At 46.4% G+C, this 22,281-nt stretch carries 20 protein-coding genes and 4 tRNA genes; 7 read left to right on the top strand and 17 right to left on the bottom strand.

Going from position 1 to position 22,281, the window contains the following annotated elements; genetic code table 11:
- Positions 1–242: 242 nt before the first annotated feature.
- The 7 genes from clpX to QZZ54_RS04760 all read right to left on the bottom strand — a co-directional run bounded on the left by clpX (position 243) and on the right by QZZ54_RS04760 (position 4,412).
- Entirely contained in the window at positions 243–1,538 is a 1,296-nt protein-coding gene (clpX, locus tag QZZ54_RS04790) for an ATP-dependent protease ATP-binding subunit ClpX (RefSeq protein WP_290699599.1), read from the bottom strand.
- Positions 1,539–1,671: 133 nt separating this feature from the next.
- Positions 1,672–2,292, bottom strand: a complete 621-nt coding sequence (clpP, locus tag QZZ54_RS04785) for an ATP-dependent Clp endopeptidase proteolytic subunit ClpP (RefSeq protein ID WP_290699596.1) — start codon at positions 2,290–2,292, stop codon at positions 1,672–1,674.
- 112 nt (positions 2,293–2,404) lie between these two features.
- Positions 2,405–3,730 carry a trigger factor gene (gene tig, locus QZZ54_RS04780; protein ID WP_290699593.1) on the bottom strand — a complete coding sequence of 442 codons (1,326 nt, stop codon included), beginning with the start codon at positions 3,728–3,730 and terminating at the stop codon, positions 2,405–2,407.
- Between the two features lie 254 nt (positions 3,731–3,984).
- Positions 3,985–4,060, bottom strand: a tRNA-His gene (locus QZZ54_RS04775).
- 27 nt (positions 4,061–4,087) lie between these two features.
- Positions 4,088–4,172, bottom strand: a tRNA-Leu gene (locus QZZ54_RS04770).
- Positions 4,173–4,229: 57 nt separating this feature from the next.
- A tRNA-His gene (locus tag QZZ54_RS04765) sits at positions 4,230–4,305 on the bottom strand.
- A gap of 31 nt (positions 4,306–4,336) precedes the next feature.
- Positions 4,337–4,412 (bottom strand) — tRNA-Arg (locus tag QZZ54_RS04760).
- 377 nt (positions 4,413–4,789) lie between these two features.
- Between QZZ54_RS04760 and folD the strand changes: the two genes are divergently transcribed.
- The 4 genes from folD (at position 4,790) to QZZ54_RS04740 (ending at position 9,672) form a co-directional block, all read left to right on the top strand.
- The gene (gene folD / locus QZZ54_RS04755) at positions 4,790–5,641 is read left to right on the top strand and encodes a bifunctional methylenetetrahydrofolate dehydrogenase/methenyltetrahydrofolate cyclohydrolase FolD (protein ID WP_290699590.1); all 852 of its coding nucleotides are present in this window, start codon (positions 4,790–4,792) and stop codon (positions 5,639–5,641) included.
- A 201-nt stretch (positions 5,642–5,842) separates the two neighbouring features.
- Positions 5,843–7,978: an FAD-dependent oxidoreductase gene (locus QZZ54_RS04750; RefSeq protein WP_290699588.1), complete on the top strand. Its 2,136-nt coding sequence runs from the start codon at positions 5,843–5,845 to the stop codon at positions 7,976–7,978.
- Positions 7,979–8,067: 89 nt separating this feature from the next.
- A complete protein-coding gene (locus tag QZZ54_RS04745; protein ID WP_290699585.1) occupies positions 8,068–8,478 on the top strand; it encodes a hypothetical protein in 411 nt (136 codons plus the stop codon).
- Positions 8,479–8,598: 120 nt separating this feature from the next.
- A complete protein-coding gene (locus QZZ54_RS04740; protein WP_290699582.1) occupies positions 8,599–9,672 on the top strand; it encodes an FUSC family protein in 1,074 nt (357 codons plus the stop codon).
- A 98-nt stretch (positions 9,673–9,770) separates the two neighbouring features.
- On the opposite strand, the gene QZZ54_RS04735 is transcribed toward QZZ54_RS04740, so the two are convergent.
- Positions 9,771–11,204 (bottom strand): aldehyde dehydrogenase family protein, encoded by a 1,434-nt coding sequence (locus QZZ54_RS04735; protein WP_290699579.1) that lies wholly within the window; start codon positions 11,202–11,204, stop codon positions 9,771–9,773.
- Between the two features lie 254 nt (positions 11,205–11,458).
- Here QZZ54_RS04735 and nhaD point away from each other — a divergent pair, with 254 nt between their 5' ends.
- Both nhaD and QZZ54_RS04725 read left to right on the top strand, forming a co-directional pair.
- Positions 11,459–12,694: a sodium:proton antiporter NhaD gene (gene nhaD, locus QZZ54_RS04730; protein WP_290699576.1), complete on the top strand. Its 1,236-nt coding sequence runs from the start codon at positions 11,459–11,461 to the stop codon at positions 12,692–12,694.
- Positions 12,695–13,729: 1,035 nt separating this feature from the next.
- Complete coding sequence (locus tag QZZ54_RS04725) at positions 13,730–15,883, top strand: glutamine synthetase III (protein WP_290699573.1); 2,154 nt, start codon at positions 13,730–13,732, stop codon at positions 15,881–15,883.
- Positions 15,884–16,022: 139 nt separating this feature from the next.
- Here QZZ54_RS04725 and QZZ54_RS04720 read toward each other — a convergent pair whose 3' ends face one another.
- The 9 genes from QZZ54_RS04720 to QZZ54_RS04680 all read right to left on the bottom strand — a co-directional run bounded on the left by QZZ54_RS04720 (position 16,023) and on the right by QZZ54_RS04680 (position 21,600).
- Positions 16,023–16,307, bottom strand: coding sequence for a hypothetical protein (locus QZZ54_RS04720; protein ID WP_290699568.1), 285 nt, complete (start codon positions 16,305–16,307; stop codon positions 16,023–16,025).
- A gap of 141 nt (positions 16,308–16,448) precedes the next feature.
- Entirely contained in the window at positions 16,449–16,742 is a 294-nt protein-coding gene (locus QZZ54_RS04715) for a DUF6172 family protein (protein WP_290699565.1), read from the bottom strand.
- 170 nt (positions 16,743–16,912) lie between these two features.
- The gene (locus tag QZZ54_RS04710; RefSeq protein WP_290699563.1) at positions 16,913–17,830 is read right to left on the bottom strand and encodes a glutaminase; all 918 of its coding nucleotides are present in this window, start codon (positions 17,828–17,830) and stop codon (positions 16,913–16,915) included.
- A 139-nt stretch (positions 17,831–17,969) separates the two neighbouring features.
- Positions 17,970–18,308, bottom strand: coding sequence for a hypothetical protein (locus QZZ54_RS04705; protein WP_290699560.1), 339 nt, complete (start codon positions 18,306–18,308; stop codon positions 17,970–17,972).
- A 157-nt stretch (positions 18,309–18,465) separates the two neighbouring features.
- A complete protein-coding gene (locus QZZ54_RS04700) occupies positions 18,466–18,786 on the bottom strand; it encodes a hypothetical protein (RefSeq protein WP_290699557.1) in 321 nt (106 codons plus the stop codon).
- 51 nt (positions 18,787–18,837) lie between these two features.
- Positions 18,838–20,046: a DEAD/DEAH box helicase gene (locus QZZ54_RS04695; RefSeq protein WP_290699554.1), complete on the bottom strand. Its 1,209-nt coding sequence runs from the start codon at positions 20,044–20,046 to the stop codon at positions 18,838–18,840.
- Positions 20,047–20,148: 102 nt separating this feature from the next.
- Complete coding sequence (locus tag QZZ54_RS04690) at positions 20,149–20,679, bottom strand: N-acetyltransferase (RefSeq protein ID WP_290699551.1); 531 nt, start codon at positions 20,677–20,679, stop codon at positions 20,149–20,151.
- A gap of 86 nt (positions 20,680–20,765) precedes the next feature.
- A complete protein-coding gene (locus tag QZZ54_RS04685; RefSeq protein ID WP_290699549.1) occupies positions 20,766–21,011 on the bottom strand; it encodes a DUF2164 domain-containing protein in 246 nt (81 codons plus the stop codon).
- A gap of 151 nt (positions 21,012–21,162) precedes the next feature.
- Positions 21,163–21,600 carry a heme-binding protein gene (locus QZZ54_RS04680; RefSeq protein WP_290699545.1) on the bottom strand — a complete coding sequence of 146 codons (438 nt, stop codon included), beginning with the start codon at positions 21,598–21,600 and terminating at the stop codon, positions 21,163–21,165.
- Positions 21,601–21,793: 193 nt separating this feature from the next.
- On the opposite strand from QZZ54_RS04680, the gene QZZ54_RS04675 reads away from it, so the two are divergent.
- The gene (locus QZZ54_RS04675; protein ID WP_290699542.1) at positions 21,794–22,135 is read left to right on the top strand and encodes a DOPA 4,5-dioxygenase family protein; all 342 of its coding nucleotides are present in this window, start codon (positions 21,794–21,796) and stop codon (positions 22,133–22,135) included.
- Positions 22,136–22,281 lie beyond the last annotated feature (146 nt).

Below are 22,281 nucleotides of genomic sequence, written 5' to 3'. Positions count from 1 at the left end.
CTTGGACTTAGCTCCATTAGTCTTAGCCATGGAAGCCTTACGAACTTCAAAACTTCTTCCCATTGGAAAATCTCTTTCTTACTATAAAGGCAGGCACTAATTCTAATAGCTAGCCGCCTTAAGCTCTAGTGTATGCAGGGTATTTATTGGCAAATACCCTGCCTGACTCAGATTAATCACAGGATCAATGATATACATACAAAAAACGCGCCCGGGGCGCGTTTTTATCATCTAAACAGAGATCACTCTTCTGCAGCCGCTTTAGGCGCATCCAGATTCTCGTAGATCAGGATAGGATCAGAGTCGCCTGTAATCACGCCCTCATCAATCACAACCTTTGATATACCTTCCTGAGATGGCAGGCTGTACATGATATCCAGCAAGTTTTCTTCAAGAATAGAACGCAGGCCACGGGCACCGGTTTTACGCTCAAGCGCCTTAGTCGCAATGGCTTTCAAGGCATCTTCACGGAAATCCAGGTCTGCACCTTCCATACCAAACAGAGCAGCATACTGCTTCGTCAGCGAGTTCTTAGGCTCAGTCAGAATCTGAATCAGTGCGTCCTCATCCAGTTCGATCAACGTTGCTATCATCGGCAGACGACCAACAAACTCAGGAATCAGACCGTATTTCACCAGATCTTCAGACTCAAGATCAGCCAGCTTATCGCTAACTGCCTTCAGTTCTTCTTTACTGGTGACCGATGCGTTGAAACCAATAGAGCTTTTCTCGCTGCGATTGGTAATCACCTGATCCAGGCCGGCAAAGGCTCCACCACAGATAAACAGAATATTTGAGGTATCAACCTGCAAAAACTCCTGCTGTGGGTGCTTGCGTCCGCCCTGAGGTGGTACAGATGCAACCGTACCTTCAATCAGTTTCAGCAACGCTTGCTGAACACCTTCACCACTCACATCACGCGTGATTGACGGGTTATCAGACTTGCGAGAGATCTTATCGATCTCATCAATGTAAACAATACCCAACTGGGCCTTCTCTACATCGTAATCACATTTCTGTAGCAGCTTTTGAATGATATTTTCAACATCTTCACCTACGTAACCCGCTTCAGTCAGCGTAGTTGCGTCAGCAATAGTAAAAGGTACATTCAGCATTCGCGCCAGGGTTTGAGCCAGCAGCGTTTTACCACTACCAGTCGGGCCGATCAGCAGAATATTACTTTTGCCCAACTCAACACCGGTATCGCCAGAGGTTTGCTGGAAGCGCAGACGCTTGTAGTGATTGTATACGGCAACGGAGAGTACTTTCTTAGCCCGTTCCTGACCGATAACATACTCATCAAGATTTGACTTAATCTCAGCCGGAGTCGGCAGACTATCGCCCTCTTCATGAGTCTCTTCAGCTTCCTGAATCTCCTCTTTGATGATGTCGTTGCATAGATCAACACATTCATCACAGATAAAGACAGACGGGCCTGCTATCAGTTTCTTAACTTCGTCCTGGCTTTTACCACAGAAAGAGCAATACAGCAGCTTGCTGTCATCGCCTCCCTCTTTGCCGTTGATATCGTCGGACATTAAACTACCTCAGTTTATTCAGGCCTTGCAGGCCTCGGACCAATATTTCTTTAACCGCATTTCACAATAGTATAGCGGATAATGTGCACCGCTTTGAGTCTAAATTCAAGTGCGGCGCAACGTGCAGACCGTTTTAACGGCTTGCCATTACCTGATCGATCAGACCATATTCAACCGCTTGTGCCGAAGACATAAAGTTGTCCCGGTCGGTATCTTTACTAATAGCTTCCATGTTCTGGCCAGTATGGTGCGACATAATAGTATTGAGCTTCTCACGAATCGTTAGGATTTCCTGAGTATGAATCTCAATATCAGTTGCCTGTCCCTGATAACCCCCTAATGGCTGATGAATCATCATCCGGGAATTTGGCAGACAGTAACGCTTGCCCTGGGCACCACCGGTCAACAACAACGCGCCCATGCTGGCAGCCTGACCAATACACATGGTACTAACATCCGGCTTTATGAACTGCATAGTGTCATAAATTGACAGGCCTGCAGTTACAGATCCACCCGGAGAGTTAATGTACAGGTGAATATCTTTGTCAGGATTCTCTGATTCCAAAAACAGCAGCTGGGCAACAACCAGATTTGCCATGTGGTCTTCAACCTGACCCACCATGAAAATAACGCGCTCTTTCAGTAATCGGGAATAGATGTCGTATGAACGCTCACCACGGGCTGTTTGCTCAACAACCATGGGCACCAAACCACTATTCGTAATTACTGTAGGGCCATTATGAAAATCCGACATTAAATGCTCTCCTAAGTCCTTATAAACCTATTAACACAGGTTAAGAAAAAAAAACGGCAACCGACCTAAGCCGACAGCCGTTCTTTTATAACGCAATTAAGCTGAAGGGCAATTAAGCCTCTTCGTCAGCAGCAGGTGCAGCTGGCTTGATTGCATCTTCGTAGCTTACTTCAGTTTCGTTCACTGTAGCAGAAGCCAGCAACAGGTCTAGTACTTGATCTTCCATAACCAGGTTCTGGATCTGGCCCAGCATTTCCTGGTTACCGTAGTACCAGTCAATAACCTGCTGAGGTTCCTGATAAGTAGCAGCTTGTTCTTCAACAGTAGTACGTACACGATCTTCGTCTACTTTCAGCTCGTTGGCTTTAATAACTTCGTTAACCAGCAAACCAATCTGTACACGCTTCTGAGCCTGAGCTTCAAACATCTCTTTTGGCAGCATGCTTGGATCGATGTTCGCATCCGGACCACCGAACTGCTGGATAGCCTGTTGACGCATCGCGTCAATTTCACCATCAATCAGTGCAGAAGGCACGTCGATTGCGTTCAGCTCAAGCAGCTTAGCGAAAGTAGCTTCTTTCAGCTTAGCTTTCAGTGCCTGAGTAAGCTCACGCTCCATATTTTTGCGTACTTCAACTTTAAAGCTGTCAACGCTCTTCTCTTCAATACCGAACTTAGCGAAGAACTCTTCGTTCAGCTCAGGCAGAACCTGTGCAGAAACTTTGTTCACTTTAACGTTGAACTTAGCATCTTTACCTTTCAGGTCTTCAGCGTGGTATTCCTCTGGGAAAGTAACGTTAACTTCTTTCTCGTCACCCGCTTTAGCGCCTTCCAGGGCAGTTTCAAAGCCTGGAATCATAGTATTGGAACCCAGTACCAGATCCATACCTGTTGCAGTGCCGCCGTCGAATGCTTCACCGTCGATGAAACCTTCGAAATCAACACTCAACTGGTCGCCTTCTGCAGCAGCTTTATCAGCTTCTTCAAAAGCAGCTTGCTGCTTCTGCAGGGTATCAACCATCTGATCAAGGTCAGCGTCTTTTACTTCAGCGGCAGATTTTTCAATCTCAACGCTAGAGAAATCAGCAAGAGCGATCTCTGGGTAAACTTCAAAAGTAGCAGTGTAAGAAAACTCTTCACCCTCTTTATCGTTTTTGAATTCAACATTAGGGCCACCGGCAGGCATCAGCTTCTCCTGCTGTACAGCTTCATAGAAGCTCTGCTGTACAACTTCACCGATAACTTCCTGGCGGATACCTGGTCCGTAGCGCTTCTTAACTACTTTAACTGGCACTTTACCAGGACGGAAACCATCAAGGCGAACGGTACGAGCTGTATCTTGAACACGCTTGGCTACATCGCTGTCAACACGCTCAGCAGGTACAACAACTGTCATCTGACGTTCAAGACCAGTAGTGGCTTCTACGGATACTTGCATGGAATTCCTCACAAAATTATTTGTATCGTTACAAATCTGAAAATTGACCCGCTATTTATGCCTTCTGTTTACAGAAGACCGGCACAGCAGGTACCAGAATTTCTAAAGGCCGAAATTGTCCGGGAACCGGTGCTATTAGTCAAGTGAAAAGCGTTGAATATCAATGGATGCAGAGCAAATTCGAAACAAATCAAAAGGGTAGTATATTTTGCAAAAGAAATAGAGAGGAAAATTACTAGAAAACAATGAGGTATTGGGGTGGACGATGGGGTTTGAACCCACGACCGCCGGAATCACAATCCGGAGCTCTACCAACTGAGCTACGCCCACCAAAGAGGCACTTCCGAGGAAGATAAATGGTGCGAGTGGGGAGACTCGAACTCCCACACCGTAAGATACTGGTACCTAAAACCAGCGCGTCTACCAATTCCGCCACACTCGCATAAAACAATTTTGTCATAAAACAGGAAATTGGTAAAGATTCCCTATGACGATGTATTGGGGTGGACGATGGGGTTTGAACCCACGACCGCCGGAATCACAATCCGGAGCTCTACCAACTGAGCTACGCCCACCATATCAATACACTTTTTCGTCAGACCTTACTGGCGCGCCCGGCAGGGGTCGAACCTGCAACCGCTCGCTTAGAAGGCGAGTGCTCTATCCATTGAGCTACGGGCGCCTGACACTGCCCGACCTTGTTAAGAATTGAGTAACGACACCTAGGTGCGTTGCCTGCCTCTCTTCAAGGTGGAGCGCATAATATATATCGCTTTATAGTCCGTCAACACCCTTTTTATATTTTTTTAAGGAAATAAGAAACTTAGACAAATTAAGAAGCCCATAGATCCCCTCTCTACACTGTTTAGAACCGTTGCTAAAAGGCAGCTTAAAAAAGCATATAGCCTCAGCTTACTTAAGCACCATTTCGCTATGCCAGGCTAAAAATTCAACCACCTCAAATAAACAGATCCCGCCGGGGAATACCCCTTGGAGGAAAACCGCAACCATGAGACAATCCGCGCCATCAAAAATATGACTGAGGATAACATTCGAAAGATGAGCGCTCAGATAATCGATGGCAAGCAGATTGCCCGAAATGTCCGTGAACAGGTTGCAGTTGGTGTAAAGGCCCGTATTGAATCGGGTAAACGCGCCCCCTGCCTGGCTGTTGTACTGGTAGGCTTTGATCCAGCCTCTCAGGTTTATGTCAGAAACAAGAAAAATGCCTGTAAAGAAGTAGGTATTGAATCCGTCTCTTACGATCTGCCAGCAGAAACCAGTCAACAACCATTGTTGGAACTGGTAGATAAGCTCAATGCAGACCCAAAGGTTGACGGCATTCTGGTTCAACTCCCACTTCCTGAGCATCTCGAAGCGAATGAGATCCTTGAACGCATCCGCCCTGATAAAGATGTTGATGGTTTCCATCCCTTTAACCTCGGACGCCTGGCTCAACGCATGCCAGCACTGCGCCCTTGCACGCCAAAGGGGGTAATGACACTACTTGAATCAACCGGCGAGACCGTTCGCGGTAAAGATGCAGTGATTGTCGGCGCGTCTAATATTGTTGGCCGCCCAATGACGCTTGAGCTACTACTGGCAGGCTGCACTACAACCACCACCCACCGCTTCACCAAAGATCTTGCCGGTCACGTACAACGCGCTGATATCGTTGTCGTCGGCGTTGGTATTCCGGGTCTGGTAAAGGGTGAATGGATTAAGCCCGGCGCGATGGTTATCGATGTGGGCATCAATCGCCTTGAAGATGGCCGTTTAGTGGGCGATGTAGAGTATGACATCGCAGCCGAGAGAGCTGGCTGGATAACACCGGTACCCGGTGGCGTAGGACCAATGACAGTGGCTACTCTGATGGAAAATACGCTGGAAGCCGCAAATAACAACGATTAATTCGTGATTGTCAGGATAAGGCCTTTTACACTCCTCTTTAAAGGAATCGGTAAAAGGCCTTTTTTATTGTCCGTATCTTCAATAGCCATTAAATAATAAATTGAACCTATACAGACAGTTATAATCATATTTCAGGATGCTTTCAGGTTTCTATGCGACTATCCCCAAAACCTTACCACCACCCGCAGAGCAGATTTGTTTATGAATAGTAAAAAAATAATTCTTATCCTGATATTAGCGGCCCTGATCAGTTCATTTTTTATCTTTGATCTTGGCAACTATCTGAATCTGGAATATATCAAATCTCAGCAAAACAGCCTGCAAAGCTGGGTCTCTGAGAATACTCTGCTGGCTATCGGCGCCTTTGTGCTGATCTACATCACGGTCACCGCCCTCTCCCTTCCTGGCGCAGTGGTCATGACCCTCGTAGGTGGTGCGATTTTTGGCCTATTCACCGGCCTGATACTAGTATCTTTCGCCAGCGCCATCGGCGCGACTCTGGCATTCCTAGTAGCGCGATATCTGTTCCGCGAGCCGCTAAGCAGTAAGTTTTCCAATTATATCGATCCCGTTAACCGGGGTATTGAGAAAGACGGCATCTCCTATCTGTTTACACTGAGACTAGTACCACTGTTTCCATTTTTCGTTATCAATGCCGTTATGGGCTTAACCCGCATGAAAGCTGGTACTTTCTATTGGGTAAGTCAGCTGGGCATGCTGCCTGGTACCGCCATATTTGTTAATGCCGGCACACAGCTGGCCGCCATTGAACAGCCCGGCGACATTCTCTCTCCCGGACTCATCCTATCCTTCTGCCTTCTGGGCATATTTCCCTGGATTGCCAAAGCTATCGTCGGCGTTATGCAAAAACGCAAAGTGTATAGCCAGTACAGCAAACCTAAGAAATTTGACACCAACATGGTAGTCATCGGCGCCGGCGCTGGCGGTCTAGTCACTTCCTATATCGCCGCAGCTACGAAAGCCAAAGTCACCCTGATTGAGCGCCATAAGATGGGCGGCGATTGCCTCAATACCGGCTGCGTACCGTCAAAAGCATTAATCAGAACAACGCACTTTCTCGCCGACGTCCGTGATGCAAGAGACCTGGGTATCCGCAATGCTGAAGTTGAATACGACTTCGCTGAAGTAATGGATCGGGTTCAACGGGTCATCCAGACGATCGAACCCCATGATTCAATTGAGCGTTATGAATCCCTGGGCGTCGACTGTGTAACCGGAAGCGCTAAAATCATTAGCCCCTGGGAAGTAGAGGTAAACGGTCAGACCCTTAAAACGCAAAATATAGTCATCGCTACGGGCGCACGCCCCGCGATGCCACCTATTCCCGGCATTGAACTGGTCGAACCTTTGACCTCAGATACCATCTGGGCACTGCGTGAACGCCCAGATCGTCTACTGGTATTGGGCGCTGGAGCGATTGGTTGCGAGCTTGGGCAGTGCTTTGCCAGACTCGGTAGCGACGTTTCCATATTATTTCGTGGCAGCCAGGTATTAACCCGAGAAGACCGGGATGCCGCCACGGTTGTTGAGGAACGCCTCACACAGGACGGCATCCATATCTGCTCTGGCCATACACCGGTTCGCTTTCAGGTAACTGAACAGGGTTATGAACTGGTATGCCGTCACAATGATCAGGAAAAACGTATCGGGTTTGACAAACTACTGGTCGCGACTGGCCGCACAGCCAATGTAACCGGCTTTGGACTTGAAGAACTAGGCATCACAGCAGCACCCGGTGGAACTATTGAGGTAGACGACTATCTGCGTACCCGGATACCCAACATTCTTGCCTGCGGCGATGTGATTGGGCCCTATCAATTTACCCATGCGGCAGCCCATCAGGCCTGGTATGCCTCAGTCAACGCGCTGTTTGGTCAGTTTAAGAAATTCAAAATTGATTATTCATTCATCCCCTTCACCACCTACACCAGCCCGGAAGTCGCCCGGATAGGCCTGAACGAGAAACAAGCGATTGATCAGGGGGTTGCTTATGAAGCGGTTAGATATAACCTCGATGAACTTGACCGTGCAATCACTGACGAGGCCGCCTACGGCTTTGTCAAAGTCCTACTGAAGCCCGGCAGCGATAAGATCATTGGAGTGACGCTGGTTGGTGAACACGCTGCTGAGATGCTACCTGAGTTCGCTCTGGCGATGAAAAACAAACTAGGACTAAACAAGATCCTCGGCACACTACACGCTTACCCAACGCTCAATGAAGCTAACCGCTTTGTCGCCGGTGAATGGAAGAAAAAGCATGCTCCACAAAAGATTCTCAGCTGGCTAGAGAAGTTTCACAGCTGGAAAAGAGGTTAAGAAAGCTTAATATAGAACTCCCGCCGCACATCTCTCATAAGGATGTGCGGTTTTTTTTCGCATTTTAACTATTCTGATTCGAGGTAAAGATGTCCGTCGTTATTCAAGAAGAAGTGACCGGGTGCGGCATTGCCTCTGCTGCCAACATCCTTGGCTTGTCATACGCCGAGGTAAAAGCTAAAGCGAACGCTATCGGCATCTTCGCAACCGATGAGGCGCTGTTCAGCGATACAGAGTATATGCGACGCTTACTAGATGCCTATGGTGTAAAAACCTCAGCTGACGAATCAATTTTCACCTCATGGGAAGCGCTGCCAGATATCGCATTACTCGCTATCAAACACCATTACGAGAACGGCAAACCCTTCTGGCACTGGGTGGTTTTTAAACGCACATCAACAGAGGGAACTGTGTTAGATTCAGCTGCCTATTTAGACAATAACGAAATAACTGATTGCTCCGCTATAAAGCCTAAATGGTATATTTCAGTATCGATTTAACGGGCAAAGAAAGATAGCAAAGCCTCTCTAAAAACGACCAAACAAAAAACACACATTGATAATATAAACAATAGCTTATATATCATTACTAAAGAGACACATTCACTAGGAAAATACTAATTGAGCACAGACTCTCAACCCACTTTGCGACTTAAATTCTGGAACCAGATAAAGCCTTTATTTGAGTGGAATGACCACAAACGCCCATTAGGCTACCTGGTAGTTTCAGCCCTTAGCGTTGGCATGCCTGCGTTTTTTGCCGCCTGGTTAGGAGAGTTTTCAGCAGGCATGCTGGGCTGCATGGGGGGCTTGATAATTCTCTACATGCGACAAACTAACATCTCCCATCGCATGATGACCCTGACCACCTGCGCTTTTGGGTTTTCATTAAGCTTTGCTCTCGGCGTATTAACAAGCTTCGACCCGTATCTGTCGGCTTTCACACTCCTACTGACTGTATTTCTAGCGACAACTATTTGCAGATTTTACTCAGTCCCACCCCCGGCGAGTTTCTTCTTCATCGTTGCCGCATGTCTCGCCCGGACTCTCCCTTTTGACATCTCTCTGACGGCAGAACGGACCGGCATACTGATGTTTGGCTCCATGTGGGCCTGCCTGCTAGCTCTTAGCTACGGGTTCGCTCAGAAATTTTTCTCTAAAAATATAGACATAAAGCCCAGTGAGACTGAAGACCATCACATCTTAGCCATCAGCATTGAATCAGCCGTTATCAGTATCTTTGTCGGCGGGGGCTATCTGCTAGCGTTACTGACTAACCTGGAAAACCCTTACTGGGTTCCAATCTCGACGGCTGCAATCATGCAGGGGGCAACTTTTCGGGCAATCTGGCAGCGAAATATTCACAGAATATTTGGCACAATCATCGGGATGGCGCTCGCCTGGATGATTTTTTCACTTGCACCCGGGCCATGGGGGCTGGCGGGGTTAATCCTGATACTGACCTTTATCATCGAACTTCTGATCACGCGAAATTATGGGTTAGCGGTAATTTTCATTACCCCACTTACGGTGATATTCGCTGAGGCAACCGTTGCCACAGCAGAGCCTAACCAACTGATACTAAACCGTATTTTTGATATAGCTTTGGGGAGTTTTATTGGATACGTCGGCGGCTGGATTATTCACCACCCAAGATTTATTCAGACAATTCAAAAGTGGACAGCGTTAAGATAAAGCCGAGGCACACTCAGAACAATTAAGCCTCAATAACGCAATAGGCTCCGTCACGAGCGATCGCGACGGAGCCTACTCTTAAACTTATAACTTCGGTATCAGTTCCAACCAGAGATCACTTTTACCTCAAGAAACTCTTCAAGCCCCCAGACTCCGCCTTCACGACCATTACCCGACTGCTTATAGCCCCCAAATGGAGCTCCAGCACCCAGGAATGTACCGTTAATCTGCACCATACCCGAACGCAATCGACGAGCAACCCGATTGGCTTTCTCACTATCCTGAGTCTGAAGGTAGTTGGTCAGTCCATAAGGAGTATCATTGGCTATACTGATCGCTTCCTCCTCTGAATCAAAAGGAATAATCGTCAGTACCGGACCAAAAATTTCATCACGGGCAATACTCATCTGATTATTAACATCAGCGAACACAGTAGGCTTAACAAAATAACCCTTTTCCAAGCCTTCTGGCTTACCAGGACCGCCGGCAACCAACCGTGCGCCTTCGCTAATGCCCGTCTCAATCAGCGCCTGAATTTTGTCAAACTGCATCTGTGAAACAACCGGGCCAATATGTCGCCCATCAATCTCAGACCGATCAACGGTTGTTTTAGCAGCGATGTCTGCAGCTACCTGAACAGCACCCTCATAGAGAGACCGTTCCACCAGCATCCGGGTCGGTGCATTACACGACTGACCACTGTTATTGAAACACTGTCGCACACCACGGGTTACCGCCTTCTCGTCTGCATCTGCAAACACAATATTAGCGCCCTTGCCTCCCAATTCCAGAGCCACACGTTTAACCGTGTCCGCTGCATTTTTTGAGATAGCGATACCCGCCCGGGTTGAACCAGTGAAAGATACCAGATCGACTTCCGGATGACCTGAAAGCTGTGAACCAACCCCCAGACCATCACCATTAACAAGGTTAAACACACCTGCTGGGAACCCAGCCTGATCTATCATCTCGGCAAATAGCATTGATGACAGTGGCGAGATTTCAGAGGGTTTAAGCACCATGGTACAGCCTGTCGCCAATGCAGCCACGACCTTCAGAGTGACCTGGTTCATCGGCCAGTTCCAGGGTGTGATCAACGCACAGACACCTACGGCTTCATGAATAATTCGGTTATCCGCCGCCCGTTCACTTAATGGACGCTCAAACTCATAGCCTTTCAGCGCACGAATCAGGTTTTTAATATGCGCAGCACCGGCACCACACTGAGCAGTACGAGACAAGGCGATCGGCGCCCCCATCTCTGTTGAAATAGCCAGAGCCATCTCATCTGCCCGGCTGTTGTATATGCTCAGCAGCTTTTCCAAAAGAACAATACGCTCATCTTTTGATGTCTGACTCCAGCTATCAAAAGCCTGTCGGGCCGCTTCAACCGCGGCATTGGTATCGGCTTCACCACCCAAAGAGATAGTGCCGCACACCTCTTCATTTGAGGGATTAATCACCTCAAAATCGTTACTCTGAGCAGGTGCTACCCAGCTGCCATCAATATAAAAAAGGCGTAAATCTGACATTTTTATTATTCCCTATCTTTCTAATAATTTTATTCTTACAGTGAAAACTCTCTTAACGCAGGAATCCATATAAGTAATTACCCTTATCTTACATGGATTCCCGCGTAAACCAAGACCATCAGTATAGTACTGAGACACCCACACGAAAGTAGTAATCCTAAAAATCCAACTCCACTGAGCACTTTATCTATTGTATTCACCCTATACAAAAGTAGAAAATAGCCATCTTCTATTTTTCGATACAGGGAACAGAGATGCATTACTTGCTGTTAAGTCTGATCACGCTCGCTTTTCTGCTGATCATTTTTGAAGATGTTGTTCACCTGAACAAAGCCAAATCCACACTCTTTATTGGCACACTGGTCTGGATTCTTGCTTTTGTATTCCCGGAAAAATCACCTCAGTTGATTCAAGAGGCTCTTAACGAACAGCTACTCGATATCGCCGTTCTGTGGCTGTTTTTGATGGCCGCGATGACCTTTGTAGCCTACCTCAACGAAAAAGGTTTGATTACTCAGCTGGTATATCGAATGCTGCCTAGTGAGTTGAAACTCAGCACCCTGATGATTCTGATCGCACTGCTGGGGCTTTTGTTCTCCTCCCTGGCAGACAACATCACCGCATCTCTGATCATGCTGTCACTGCTAGCTTCACTCAAGCTTGAGACAAAAGACACCCTGAAGTTTGCCGCACTGATTGTGTTTGCCGTTAACTCTGGCGGGGTTTCGCTGATTACTGGCGACGTCACCACCCTGATGATATTCCTCAACGGAAAAGTATCCATCCTCAATTTGATGTTACTGGTTCTGCCAGCCATTATCGGCGTTGCGATTTTAGCGCTGATTCTGATGCAGGGTAGTAACGAGGTAATTACACTCCCTAAGTTTAAACGGCCTATCGCGAAACAGGACAAACTGATCGCCGCTCTCTTTCTGCTGACTATTCTCAGCACACTGTATCTGAGCGTGATGTTCTCAGTCCCACCGGTTCTGACGTTTCTGTTTGGACTGTCGTTGATGTTTATCGTCCATCAGATCCTTTTCCGTAAAGAACAAAACCCAAACGTGCTTGAATATGTACGTGAAATCGAATTCGATACGCTGCTCTTCTTCCTTGGCGTTCTGCTGCTGGTAGGTATGTTAAAAGAACTATCAATACTGGAACTACTGCCAGAACTCTATACCTATATGCCACCTGCGGTCGCCAATTACTTCATTGGTATCCTCTCCGCATTGGTTGATAACGTACCTTTAACCGCTGCGATTCTTCAATCAGATATCCAGATGAGCCAGGCTGAATGGCTGGGACTGACCTACGCAGTAGGTGTTGGCGGCTCGATTCTGATCGTCGGTTCTGCTGCCGGCGTTATCGCGCTGAGTAAACTCGAAGGGCTCTCTTTCATCTCCTATCTACGCTTTATTCACTGGCTGCTGATTGCCTATACCTGCGGTTACCTGGCCGTGATGGCTCTGACAAACCTGGTACTTTGATACAGTGCTAGATAACTAGTCAGCGGGATTATGTATCCCGCTGACTGCGAAACGCACCCGGACTCAGACCCCCTCAATATTTTCCTGCCGACATAACATCAATTGAAAACGCCCTCAGCTTACACCCACTCATAAGCTCTAACGCTTCTTCAACTGATCCTCAGTGCTGAGCCCATCAAGCTCCTCACACATTCTGCACCCATTATTACGTATCTGTAGATGCACTATTTGTGAGCATTGAACGACTCACCTTAGTCTAAATCGGGTTGTTTTCACTATTAATAACAGAGAACGGTATAGCCCTTGCTGATTATTTAACGCTAGATTGAAGCGAGCACACAATTAACTAATGACATTAAAAATAAGACCTAGCTTATTGTTTATTAAATATAATAATTACTTAGCAAGTATATTTTTATAGAAATTATTGAATGGCTATTACAAAGCAGGCGACCCTATTTAAACCACCCAGGATAGCATTCTGAGCACTCAACCCCTGACCTAAAATGGTGCAAACAACTACCTTAGTGCCATGGCACTCCCTCTGGTTACTGATTTAACGTTGATGCAGTGCAATATTCCTTGCACAACATTGGTGCGCTTTTTGTTTAACCAACGGTTGAATGTCGATAGCAGCGACATTAGAACCTCAATAACTCATCCGCCCTCCCAAGCATCAAATAATCCAGAGGCCCCGCTTTACGGTTAGTATCCAATTAGACTCCCTAATACTCAACCTCAGACTAATCAACGTGCTTAACCCTAGGTTTTACGGGCCCTGTAGAGACACTTAAGAACTCACAATCATGAAAACCCGATCACTTACCACAAAGTTTTCGCCACCAAATACCAGCGGTTTACTTAGCGTTTCCCTCCTCATAGTTTCAATTTAAAACACAAAAAAACAGACGCCATTAAAGTTGGTTTGATTATTGCTTATAAGTTGTGCAGTAGCTTGCTAGCTATTGGCTTAATTGGTTGTCACAACCAGCATGAGCCATGACCACAAAAATATTGGATAGTCAGGGGAAGTATATGAGCGGTAATGAATCTCGTTTGAAAGCGATCAGCGAAATAACCAGCGCTAAACCATTCGAAACAACGATGACAGACTCTCTGAAAGAGATCTGGGCATGTGATGTTTTTGGTTTAGAGCAGATGGAAGAGTCGCTTTCAAAGTCTGCATTTAAAGCTATCAAGAAAACCGTACAAAACGGCGCTGAACTTGACCCTGCCGTCGCCGATATGGTCGCTGCTGCAATGAAAGACTGGGCGATGACTAAAGGAGCCAAGTTCTTCTCCCATATCTTCTACCCTATGACTAACGCCACTGCAGAAAAGCACGATGGCTTTGTCGTTACCAATTCAGATGGCGGCGCTATTACAGAGTTCACCGGTAGCCTGCTAATTAAAGGCGAGCCAGACGGTTCTTCATTCCCGAATGGTAGCCTGCGTATGACCAACGAAGCTCGTGGTTATACCGCATGGGACCCAACCAGCCCTGCTTACATGATGCATACCGCTAACGGCGCTGTATTGATGATACCTAGTGTCTTCATGTCATGGACCGGTGAAGCGCTTGATAAGAAGATCCCTCTGCTTCGTTCTAACGCAGCCATGGACGCCGCCGCACAGAAAGTCTTGGCTCTGATGGGTGAAGAAGAGATCGCTACCCTGAACTCAAGCTGTGGTGCAGAACAGGAATACTTCCTGGTAGACGAGAACTTTGCTATCGCTCGTCCTGACTTACTGCTTGCTGGCAGAACACTCTTTGGTGCTTCTCCTGCGAAAGGACAAGAGTTTGATGACCACTATTTCGGTGCAATTCCTGAGCGCGTTCAGGTATTCATGCAAGACTTTGAAGACAAGCTATACCGTCTGGGTATCCCAGCAAAAACTCACCACAACGAAGTAGCGCCTGGTCAGTTTGAGATTGCACCTTACTTCGAAGCTGCCAACGTTGCTGCCGATCATCAGCAAATGATGATGACACTGCTTAAAAGCACAGCAAAAGCTCATGGATTCCTTTGCCTGTTACATGAAAAGCCATTCGCTGGCATTAACGGTTCGGGCAAGCACGTAAACTGGTCAGTGGGTAACTCAACTCAGGGTAACCTCCTTGATCCAGGCAATACGCCTAATGACAACCTCAACTTTTTGCTCTTTTGTGGTGCAGTAATCCGCGGCGTGCACAAATTTGGACCACTGCTACGTGCAGTTATCGCTTCCGCTGCAAATGACCACCGTCTTGGTGCAAACGAAGCTCCTCCAGCTATCCTTTCTGTTTATTTGGGTTCTCAGCTTGAGAAAGTATTTGATGACATCAGAACCGGTGAACTTCACGTGCCGACCACTGGCGGCCAGATGGACCTGGGATTGTCTCAAATCCTGAAATTTGATCGTGATACTGGCGACCGTAACCGTACTTCTCCTTTTGCCTTCACAGGTAACCGTTTTGAGTTCCGTGCAGTAGGTTCCTCTCAGTCAGTGTCTGGCCCGCTCGTAGCAATGAATACTATGCTGGCTGACTCTCTGGAATGGATTGCCACTAAACTCGAAGCGAAGCTGGAAGAAAATTCTGACAAAACAGCGGCCGTTTTCGCTGTATTGAAAGAGCTGATGGAAAAGCACAGCAATGTAGTATTCGGTGGTGACGGTTACTCTTCTGAGTGGCATACCAAAGCGGTTGAAGAGCATGGTCTGAAGAACATTCCTACCACCGCTGATGCACTACCAGCATTCAAAACTCCAGACGTAATTGAGCTGTTTGCCAGTACTGGCGTATTGTCTCCTGTCGAACTGGCTAGCCGTTTTGAGGTGTATGCAGAGCAGTATGTTCTGTCTATCGAAGTTGAAGCAAAGCTGGTTATCGAGATGGCAACAACCATGATCTATCCAGCAGCAATCAACTATCTGTCCAGTATCGCATCTACCGGTCTGCAGCTGGAATACTCTCCAGCTACCGCCGTTGCAGAACATGCATCGGCAATGATGGCTTCGGTTCAGAAACTGAGCGCGGCTATGGATATTGAAGAGTTCGATTCAACAGAAGCTCACATGACCTTCCTAGCCACTGATGTACGCGGCTTGATGGATGAAGTTCGGGCATCAGCTGATAAGCTGGAAACTCTGGTTGCTGACGACCTGTGGCCTCTTCCTAAGTACCGTGAAATGCTATTTATTAAGTAACTTTTCACTCGCCCAGCTGAATGCATATGAAGCTGGGCATATAAAAAAAGCACTGGCCAGACAGCCAGTGCTTTTTTTTTGCAAATCTGGAAAAACAGAGAAATTAAAGAATCAGATTACATTGAAGAATCAGGAGCACTTAGCCAAGAAGCGACACTGTATCTGTCACTAACACAGTACTAACCTCTGCCCGCTCGATAATTTTCACTATCGCAGACTGAATAACCTCATCTTCTCTAACATCAGTTTTACCTACAAACCTCTGTTCCTGAGCCTCAGCACCCTCTTCAAATACAAACTGAACACTGACTTCAGTAGCAACATCAGCGGTCTCACCAAAGTAGCTCAGCGATATTTGCGGATATCCTTTAACGCCTCTCTTAACGCACTTAGCGATACGCTTTTTTGCTTTATCCAAATTCATATTGAGTCCTTATGTAAACCGAACTGAGAAGAAAGACCCTATTAATCTCTTTGTAGGAGATCTTCTGATAAGCCCCTCTGACAAGCCCTACTAACAAGCGGTACTGATCTCAAATTCCTTTTAATAACTAAAAGGTTTTAATTACTCAGCTGGTGTTGAATTACGATACCCAGGCTTGGCGATAATCTCTAAATAAAAGGATTCAGCCTCGTTTGACTCAGCCTCAGTAATAAATTTGTTAATCTCCGAGATTTGAACTGCCTCACTACAAGCTTCATCCGCGCCAATACGACAGTCAAAATCCCAATAGTCGACATCCTCAGGCAACGCTTTATTTCGCTCGCGTCTTATATACTTCTTAACTTCGTGCTTAATAGCGTCAACATGCCTGGCAACAGCAAGCTTTGGATGAGACAGTTTAAACGTCTTTTTCATAATAATTCCATAGAGTGAAACAGGCCTTAACTACGGATAGATAATGCCAGTAATAATCGGCGCACTTTAACACGTCTGAGCACAAATCACTCAGCTGATTCTGATATTTTCAGTGCTTACCAGACCCAAATAGGGCTGAGCAGATGTTTGCACCTAGGAGCCTAGCGGACTTAACCAAAAATAGACCAGCCAGTATGCTGCACCAACTTCTCCAGTGCATCCGTTCCCAGCTTACTGTTTCCTACCGCATCGAGACCCGGAGACCAGACAGCAATTGAGGCCTTACCCGGTGCGACAGCTAATATCCCTCCGCCTACACCACTTTTACCCGGTAACCCTACACGGTATGCGAACTCGCCTGATCCGTCATAATGACCGCACATCAGCATAAGCGAGTTAATTCTTCGGGCTCTCTGGGCCGATACCACACGAGCACCTGTCACCGGGTTTTTGCCATCATCAACCAGGAAAAGCCCCGCCTTAGCCAGCTGCAGCGTACTCATCGCAATTGAACAATGATGAAAATATGTACCCAGGACACAATCAACAGGGTTATTCATTCGACCGAAGGAAGCCATAAAGTGGGCTAAAGAAGCGTTACGATCACCGGTGGCAAGTTCAGACTGGGCAACTTTATCATCAATACTGATACTGTCATCATCGGCAATAAACCGAACAAACTGAAGAATCTCCCCCAATGTTTCTTTTGGTTGATGGCCCATAATAATCGCATCGGCGATCGCAATTGCACCGGCATTGATAAAAGGATTTCTCGGTTTACCCAATTCATGCTCGAGCTGCACGATAGAATTAAAAGGATCTCCGGACGGCTCACGGCCTACCCGAGACCAGACAGCGTCACCCAATTTTCCAAGCGCAATAGTTAAGGTAAATACTTTGGAGATACTCTGAATGGAGAACAACTGCTCACTATCACCGGCGCTAAAAACCCGCCCATCAGCCATCGCTACTGTAATCGCAAACTGATTTGGATCGATACAAGCCAGCTGAGGAATATAGTCAGCGGGCTGCCCCCTATCTTCACTAGCGCCTATGGTAGCGACAATCTCATCTAATATATCTTGCACGATACCTGTCCTGTTACACCAACAATGGTGCCAATAGTAGAAGAGAGGGTATGATCAAACAATGAGAATCTACAAACAAAAACACAGAGGCTAGGGTTTTATGGCCGCACTACGTTAAATAAGGAAATAACGTATCGAATTAATGCCCCATGAACTCATCAATAAGCTCTGCCAGTCTTTCAGAGAGATCAATTTCAAACTGATCAATACTTGACCCAAATGCAGCGAAATAACGGCTGGCCTGTGAGTGATTCACTCTTTTAGTCACTAGATTATACTGGATTTCAGGCTCATGTTTGTCATCTCTGGATACCACATTCCAGGCGATAAAATCAGCATAGAGAGGTTGGATTTGGCGTTGTGCGAATTCACAAAAACTTGAAACATAACACTCACCTTCCGGCCCCAGACAGCCCGATTCTACCCGATAGGTTATCAGCAGTTTCTTTTCATCTGGCAAGGGCAAAGAGTTGTTCATATCTGAGTCTCCTGATCGGTAAGCTCATGATACATAATATTTATTTATGTATCTAATCCTCTTAAGTCTAAATCTTCTGCAAGCCTTCGTATTGGCCTGCAGCCATCATCTGTTCATAGCCAGTAAAGGCGAGGCAACGAACCCAGGAGATGAATCACTAAGCCAGTCTTCTTTCCATATACCGGCATAACAGCCAAAGACCTGCGGTAACAACATAAGTAGGAATAACGGTAACACTGAGAACGATTAGATCGTTTGTGCTGCTCTTTCCCGTATGGGCAACCCCGTAACCAAACAGCACCACAAGATCGAATGCCAGAACGATCAGCATAATCAGGATATAGGCAACAGATAAAATAACGAAAGCCGTCTTACTGGCCTGATAACTTCTGTAACCACAAACGAACGATCGACAAATCGAGAGCAACCCTACAATAGGCAACGATACGATTAGGCTGAAAAGAATATTTGGCAACATCGGCTAAGCATCTACCCTGTAATATATCTGTATTCAGCCTCTACAGGAGAATTAACGACGTCGCGATCGACCACGATTATTAGTACGACCTCCGCCACCTTTCTTGTTCTTCTGAACGAAGTTCTGATCGAGATTAGGTTCATATCCTGGCAACCACTGCTGCATCAGACGGGTATCAGTAATTTTATGTATCTCATCGAGCAACCAGGTTTCATCGGCGCTTAACAATGTAAGGGCCAGCCCGGTTTCACCCGCGCGGCCTGTACGACCTATGCGGTGAATATAATCTTCAGCATTATGCGGAAGCTCATAGTTAATAACATATTTAAGCTGCTGGATATCTAACCCACGGGAAGCCACATCAGTCGCTACCAACACCCTAATCGTTCCATTTTTAAACCCTTCAAGCGCGCGTTCTCGAGCTCCTTGGGATTTATCACCATGTATCGCTTCTGTTTTTAAGCCGTCTTTGCACATCTCTTTGGCAAGATCATCAGCACTCTTCTTAGTACGGGTGAAGATAAGTACCTGTTGCCAGTTTTTTGAGCCTATCAGAAAGGATGTGATTTCACGTTTACGATGCTTATCGACTTCATAGGCTATCTGTTCAACCTGACTGGCCGTAGCATTGCGCTGATCAACTTCAATCAACGTAGGGTTACTAAGCAGCTTCTGACTGAGTTTAAATATCGCATCATCAAAAGTGGCCGAGAACAGCAGCGTTTGGCGGGTTGCCGGAACCGATCTGAGGATACGTTTGATATCGTCAATAAAACCCATATCCAGCATCCGATCCGCTTCATCCAAAACGAAGAACGATAGACTACTCAGATCAATCGCTTCACGCATGACCAGATCAATCAACCGCCCGGGAGTCGCCACCAAAACATCCACACCCTTGGCGATTTCACTGAGTTGATTATTGATGCTGACACCACCGTAAGCCACCACCGTTCGAAGTGGCATGTGCATGCCGTACTGCTGAAAGCTCTTGCCCACCTGCAGCGCCAGTTCCCGTGTTGGCGTAAGCACCAATGCTTGTACCGAAGCCTTAGCACTGCCTGATACAGCGAGTTGTTGCAGAATAGGCAGGGCAAAGGCGGCAGTCTTCCCGGTACCCGTCTGCGCCCCTGCCATCACATCCTGTTGATTCAAAATGGCAGGAATGGCTTCCTGCTGAATAGGTGTTGGCTGGCTATACCCTTTTTCTTCGATTGCCTGTAATAAAAGAGGGTTTAAACCAAATGACGAAAAACTCATAAACTGTGCCTTAACGATAGAATAGCCGCGAGTTTAGCAGATCAGATAAATATTGTGGCAAGTATAAATACAGGTATTTCAGCTTATGAAATTAGCGGAGTGTTACCAGAGACTCGGACTACTTAAAGACGCAACACATTTTATAGTAACAGGGGCGCTGGGTAGGTTAGCCTCATTAAGCTGAACGGCCTGCCAGCCGAAGGGAAATCGCAGCTTGTATTCCGGCCTGAACTGATGGGCCGCTTCGACACTAAAACCAAACCGGCTGTAATATTCAGGGTCGCCATAAACGAAGACAACATTAACGCCGATCAAAGATAACTGCTGCAGACCCTGCTCTATCAGCTGTGACCCAATATGCCGTTTCTGAAAATCGGGTTTCACCGCCAATGGCGCTAAAATATAGCTGTGAAAGTTTTCGATACTAGCTATTGTCACCGGGCTGAAAGCGACATGACCCAGTAAATCGCTTTCGGTTTCAGCAACTAATGATAATACTTTAGGTGTCGTCTTTTCATCAAGCAGATCAATGGCAATCTTAGACACGACCTCACCTTCGTCTTCGGGAAAGGCTGAGAGATACAACTGTTGGATACCCTGGCCATCCTCACTTTTTGCTACTCTAATATTCATAATTATCACTGATAAAACTGAGTGTTTATTTATAGCGTGATTGAATCTTGGCCAGCACGCATCTCACGCCATTTTTCAAGCAGGCTTTAAGAAACCGGCTTCTCCAACTCTTCAATAAGATAGCCCAGCTCATTAGCTTTTTCTGAAAATAACGTATGAGCATCAGATAACCCCTGGTTATAAAAATGTGGGCCTATCTCTTTGGCAAAGAAATCCATCAGGAACTCCGCCTCAAAGCCACCAATCTCATGGTCGAGCTCATCGGTGAAATAGGCTTTCACCTTAGCAACAATTCGATCAGTTTCGTCTTTAGTGAATTTCATGTCGCTCATAAAATACTCTCTAAACTTTGGTGTCACAAATAGCATGCGTCGCTGGATAGTTCTATTTAATCGCTATGTATATCTATGCCCACTACCAAAGTAATTGCTTATCTACACTTATATTTTTTAAAGTGACAGCATCAATTCAGTACCAGAACACCTAATCATGAATAAGCAAACTAAGCGCATCAAGCCCCGCTTCCGCACACTTAATATCATCAGGCACTTTACCGCCTGAAACACCAATTGCACCAACAACAACACCCTCAACTATTACAGGCAAACCACCACCAAACAAAGCAACTTTTTCATGCTGCGCCAAACCATTTGCGACGACAGGCCGTCCCTCAAGAACGTCTGACCACTTCTCAGTCGGTAACTTAAAGTTTGCTGCGGTGTAAGCTTTTTTCTCTGCAAAGTCTAACGCAGGCATTGGAGCACCCGGCTCCCGTAATGACACCAATCGATTACCTGCAGCATCAACCACCACTGCGTTCATCTTAATGCCCAGCTCATTTCCTTTATTGATGGCGGAATTAGCAATCACAAGAGCAGCATCAAGTGTCAGTGATATCTGGGTATGGGTCTTAATCATCATATCTTCCTATTATCTTTATAAATCAGCGATTGCATCTAATAATTAATGCCTATAACTGACACACAGGATCTCAAATATAAGCACTTATAGCCTATCTATCTTTTTACAACATCACTCAGCCTTACGATAACAATTGCATCAGGAAATCGCTTTAATCTATGATCAACAACTGCCAACAAACACCGGAATGATTATGACACAGCCACCTATCAAAATTTCAGCCTATCATGCTCATGTATACTTCAATGCTGATAGCCTTGATCAGGCTGTAGAGTTTTGTGAACAGACCCGCGATACTCAAGGAATCACCATGGGTAGAGTCCACCAAAAGCTCGTAGGCCCCCATCCTGGATGGAGCTGCCAACTTTCATTTGGCTCTGAGAAAATTGCAGCGATACTACCTTGGTTAATACTTAACAGAAACGGCCTGAGTGTCTTTATCCATCCCGTCACCGGAAATGATTTGGATGACCATACCCAATACGTCATGTGGCTGGGCGATAGCAAGCCACTGAACCTTGAACTATTCCTATAATGACGCGGATAGCGTCAGTACTCTAATCAGTTTGATACTTATAGATATGCTATAAGTAAAATAACTACCTAGCCTAGCTGTAACAATCTCTCTTTCTGGAAGTATAAAAAACCCAGTCACCAGGACTGGGTCTTAGCTAACAGCGA

Source organism: Amphritea sp., from assembly GCF_016744155.1.
In the GTDB taxonomy this organism is placed as follows: Bacteria; Pseudomonadota; Gammaproteobacteria; order Pseudomonadales; family Balneatricaceae; genus Amphritea.
The sequence above is the reverse complement of the archived record's forward strand: the minus strand, read 5'-3'. Positions and strand labels throughout refer to the sequence as shown.

Coding starts and splice junctions, on each gene's coding strand:
- clpX (WP_290699599.1), bottom strand. CDS start 1,538: ATGTCCGACGATATCAACGGCAAAGAGGGAGGCGATGACAGCAAGCTG.
- clpP (WP_290699596.1), bottom strand. CDS start 2,292: ATGTCGGATTTTCATAATGGCCCTACAGTAATTACGAATAGTGGTTTG.
- tig (WP_290699593.1), bottom strand. CDS start 3,730: ATGCAAGTATCCGTAGAAGCCACTACTGGTCTTGAACGTCAGATGACA.
- folD (WP_290699590.1), top strand. CDS start 4,790: ATGAGCGCTCAGATAATCGATGGCAAGCAGATTGCCCGAAATGTCCGT.
- QZZ54_RS04750 (WP_290699588.1), top strand. CDS start 5,843: ATGAATAGTAAAAAAATAATTCTTATCCTGATATTAGCGGCCCTGATC.
- QZZ54_RS04745 (WP_290699585.1), top strand. CDS start 8,068: ATGTCCGTCGTTATTCAAGAAGAAGTGACCGGGTGCGGCATTGCCTCT.
- QZZ54_RS04735 (WP_290699579.1), bottom strand. CDS start 11,204: ATGTCAGATTTACGCCTTTTTTATATTGATGGCAGCTGGGTAGCACCT.
- nhaD (WP_290699576.1), top strand. CDS start 11,459: ATGCATTACTTGCTGTTAAGTCTGATCACGCTCGCTTTTCTGCTGATC.
- QZZ54_RS04725 (WP_290699573.1), top strand. CDS start 13,730: ATGAGCGGTAATGAATCTCGTTTGAAAGCGATCAGCGAAATAACCAGC.
- QZZ54_RS04720 (WP_290699568.1), bottom strand. CDS start 16,307: ATGAATTTGGATAAAGCAAAAAAGCGTATCGCTAAGTGCGTTAAGAGA.
- QZZ54_RS04715 (WP_290699565.1), bottom strand. CDS start 16,742: ATGAAAAAGACGTTTAAACTGTCTCATCCAAAGCTTGCTGTTGCCAGG.
- QZZ54_RS04705 (WP_290699560.1), bottom strand. CDS start 18,308: ATGAACAACTCTTTGCCCTTGCCAGATGAAAAGAAACTGCTGATAACC.
- QZZ54_RS04700 (WP_290699557.1), bottom strand. CDS start 18,786: ATGTTGCCAAATATTCTTTTCAGCCTAATCGTATCGTTGCCTATTGTA.
- QZZ54_RS04695 (WP_290699554.1), bottom strand. CDS start 20,046: ATGAGTTTTTCGTCATTTGGTTTAAACCCTCTTTTATTACAGGCAATC.
- QZZ54_RS04690 (WP_290699551.1), bottom strand. CDS start 20,679: ATGAATATTAGAGTAGCAAAAAGTGAGGATGGCCAGGGTATCCAACAG.
- QZZ54_RS04685 (WP_290699549.1), bottom strand. CDS start 21,011: ATGAGCGACATGAAATTCACTAAAGACGAAACTGATCGAATTGTTGCT.
- QZZ54_RS04680 (WP_290699545.1), bottom strand. CDS start 21,600: ATGATGATTAAGACCCATACCCAGATATCACTGACACTTGATGCTGCT.
- QZZ54_RS04675 (WP_290699542.1), top strand. CDS start 21,794: ATGACACAGCCACCTATCAAAATTTCAGCCTATCATGCTCATGTATAC.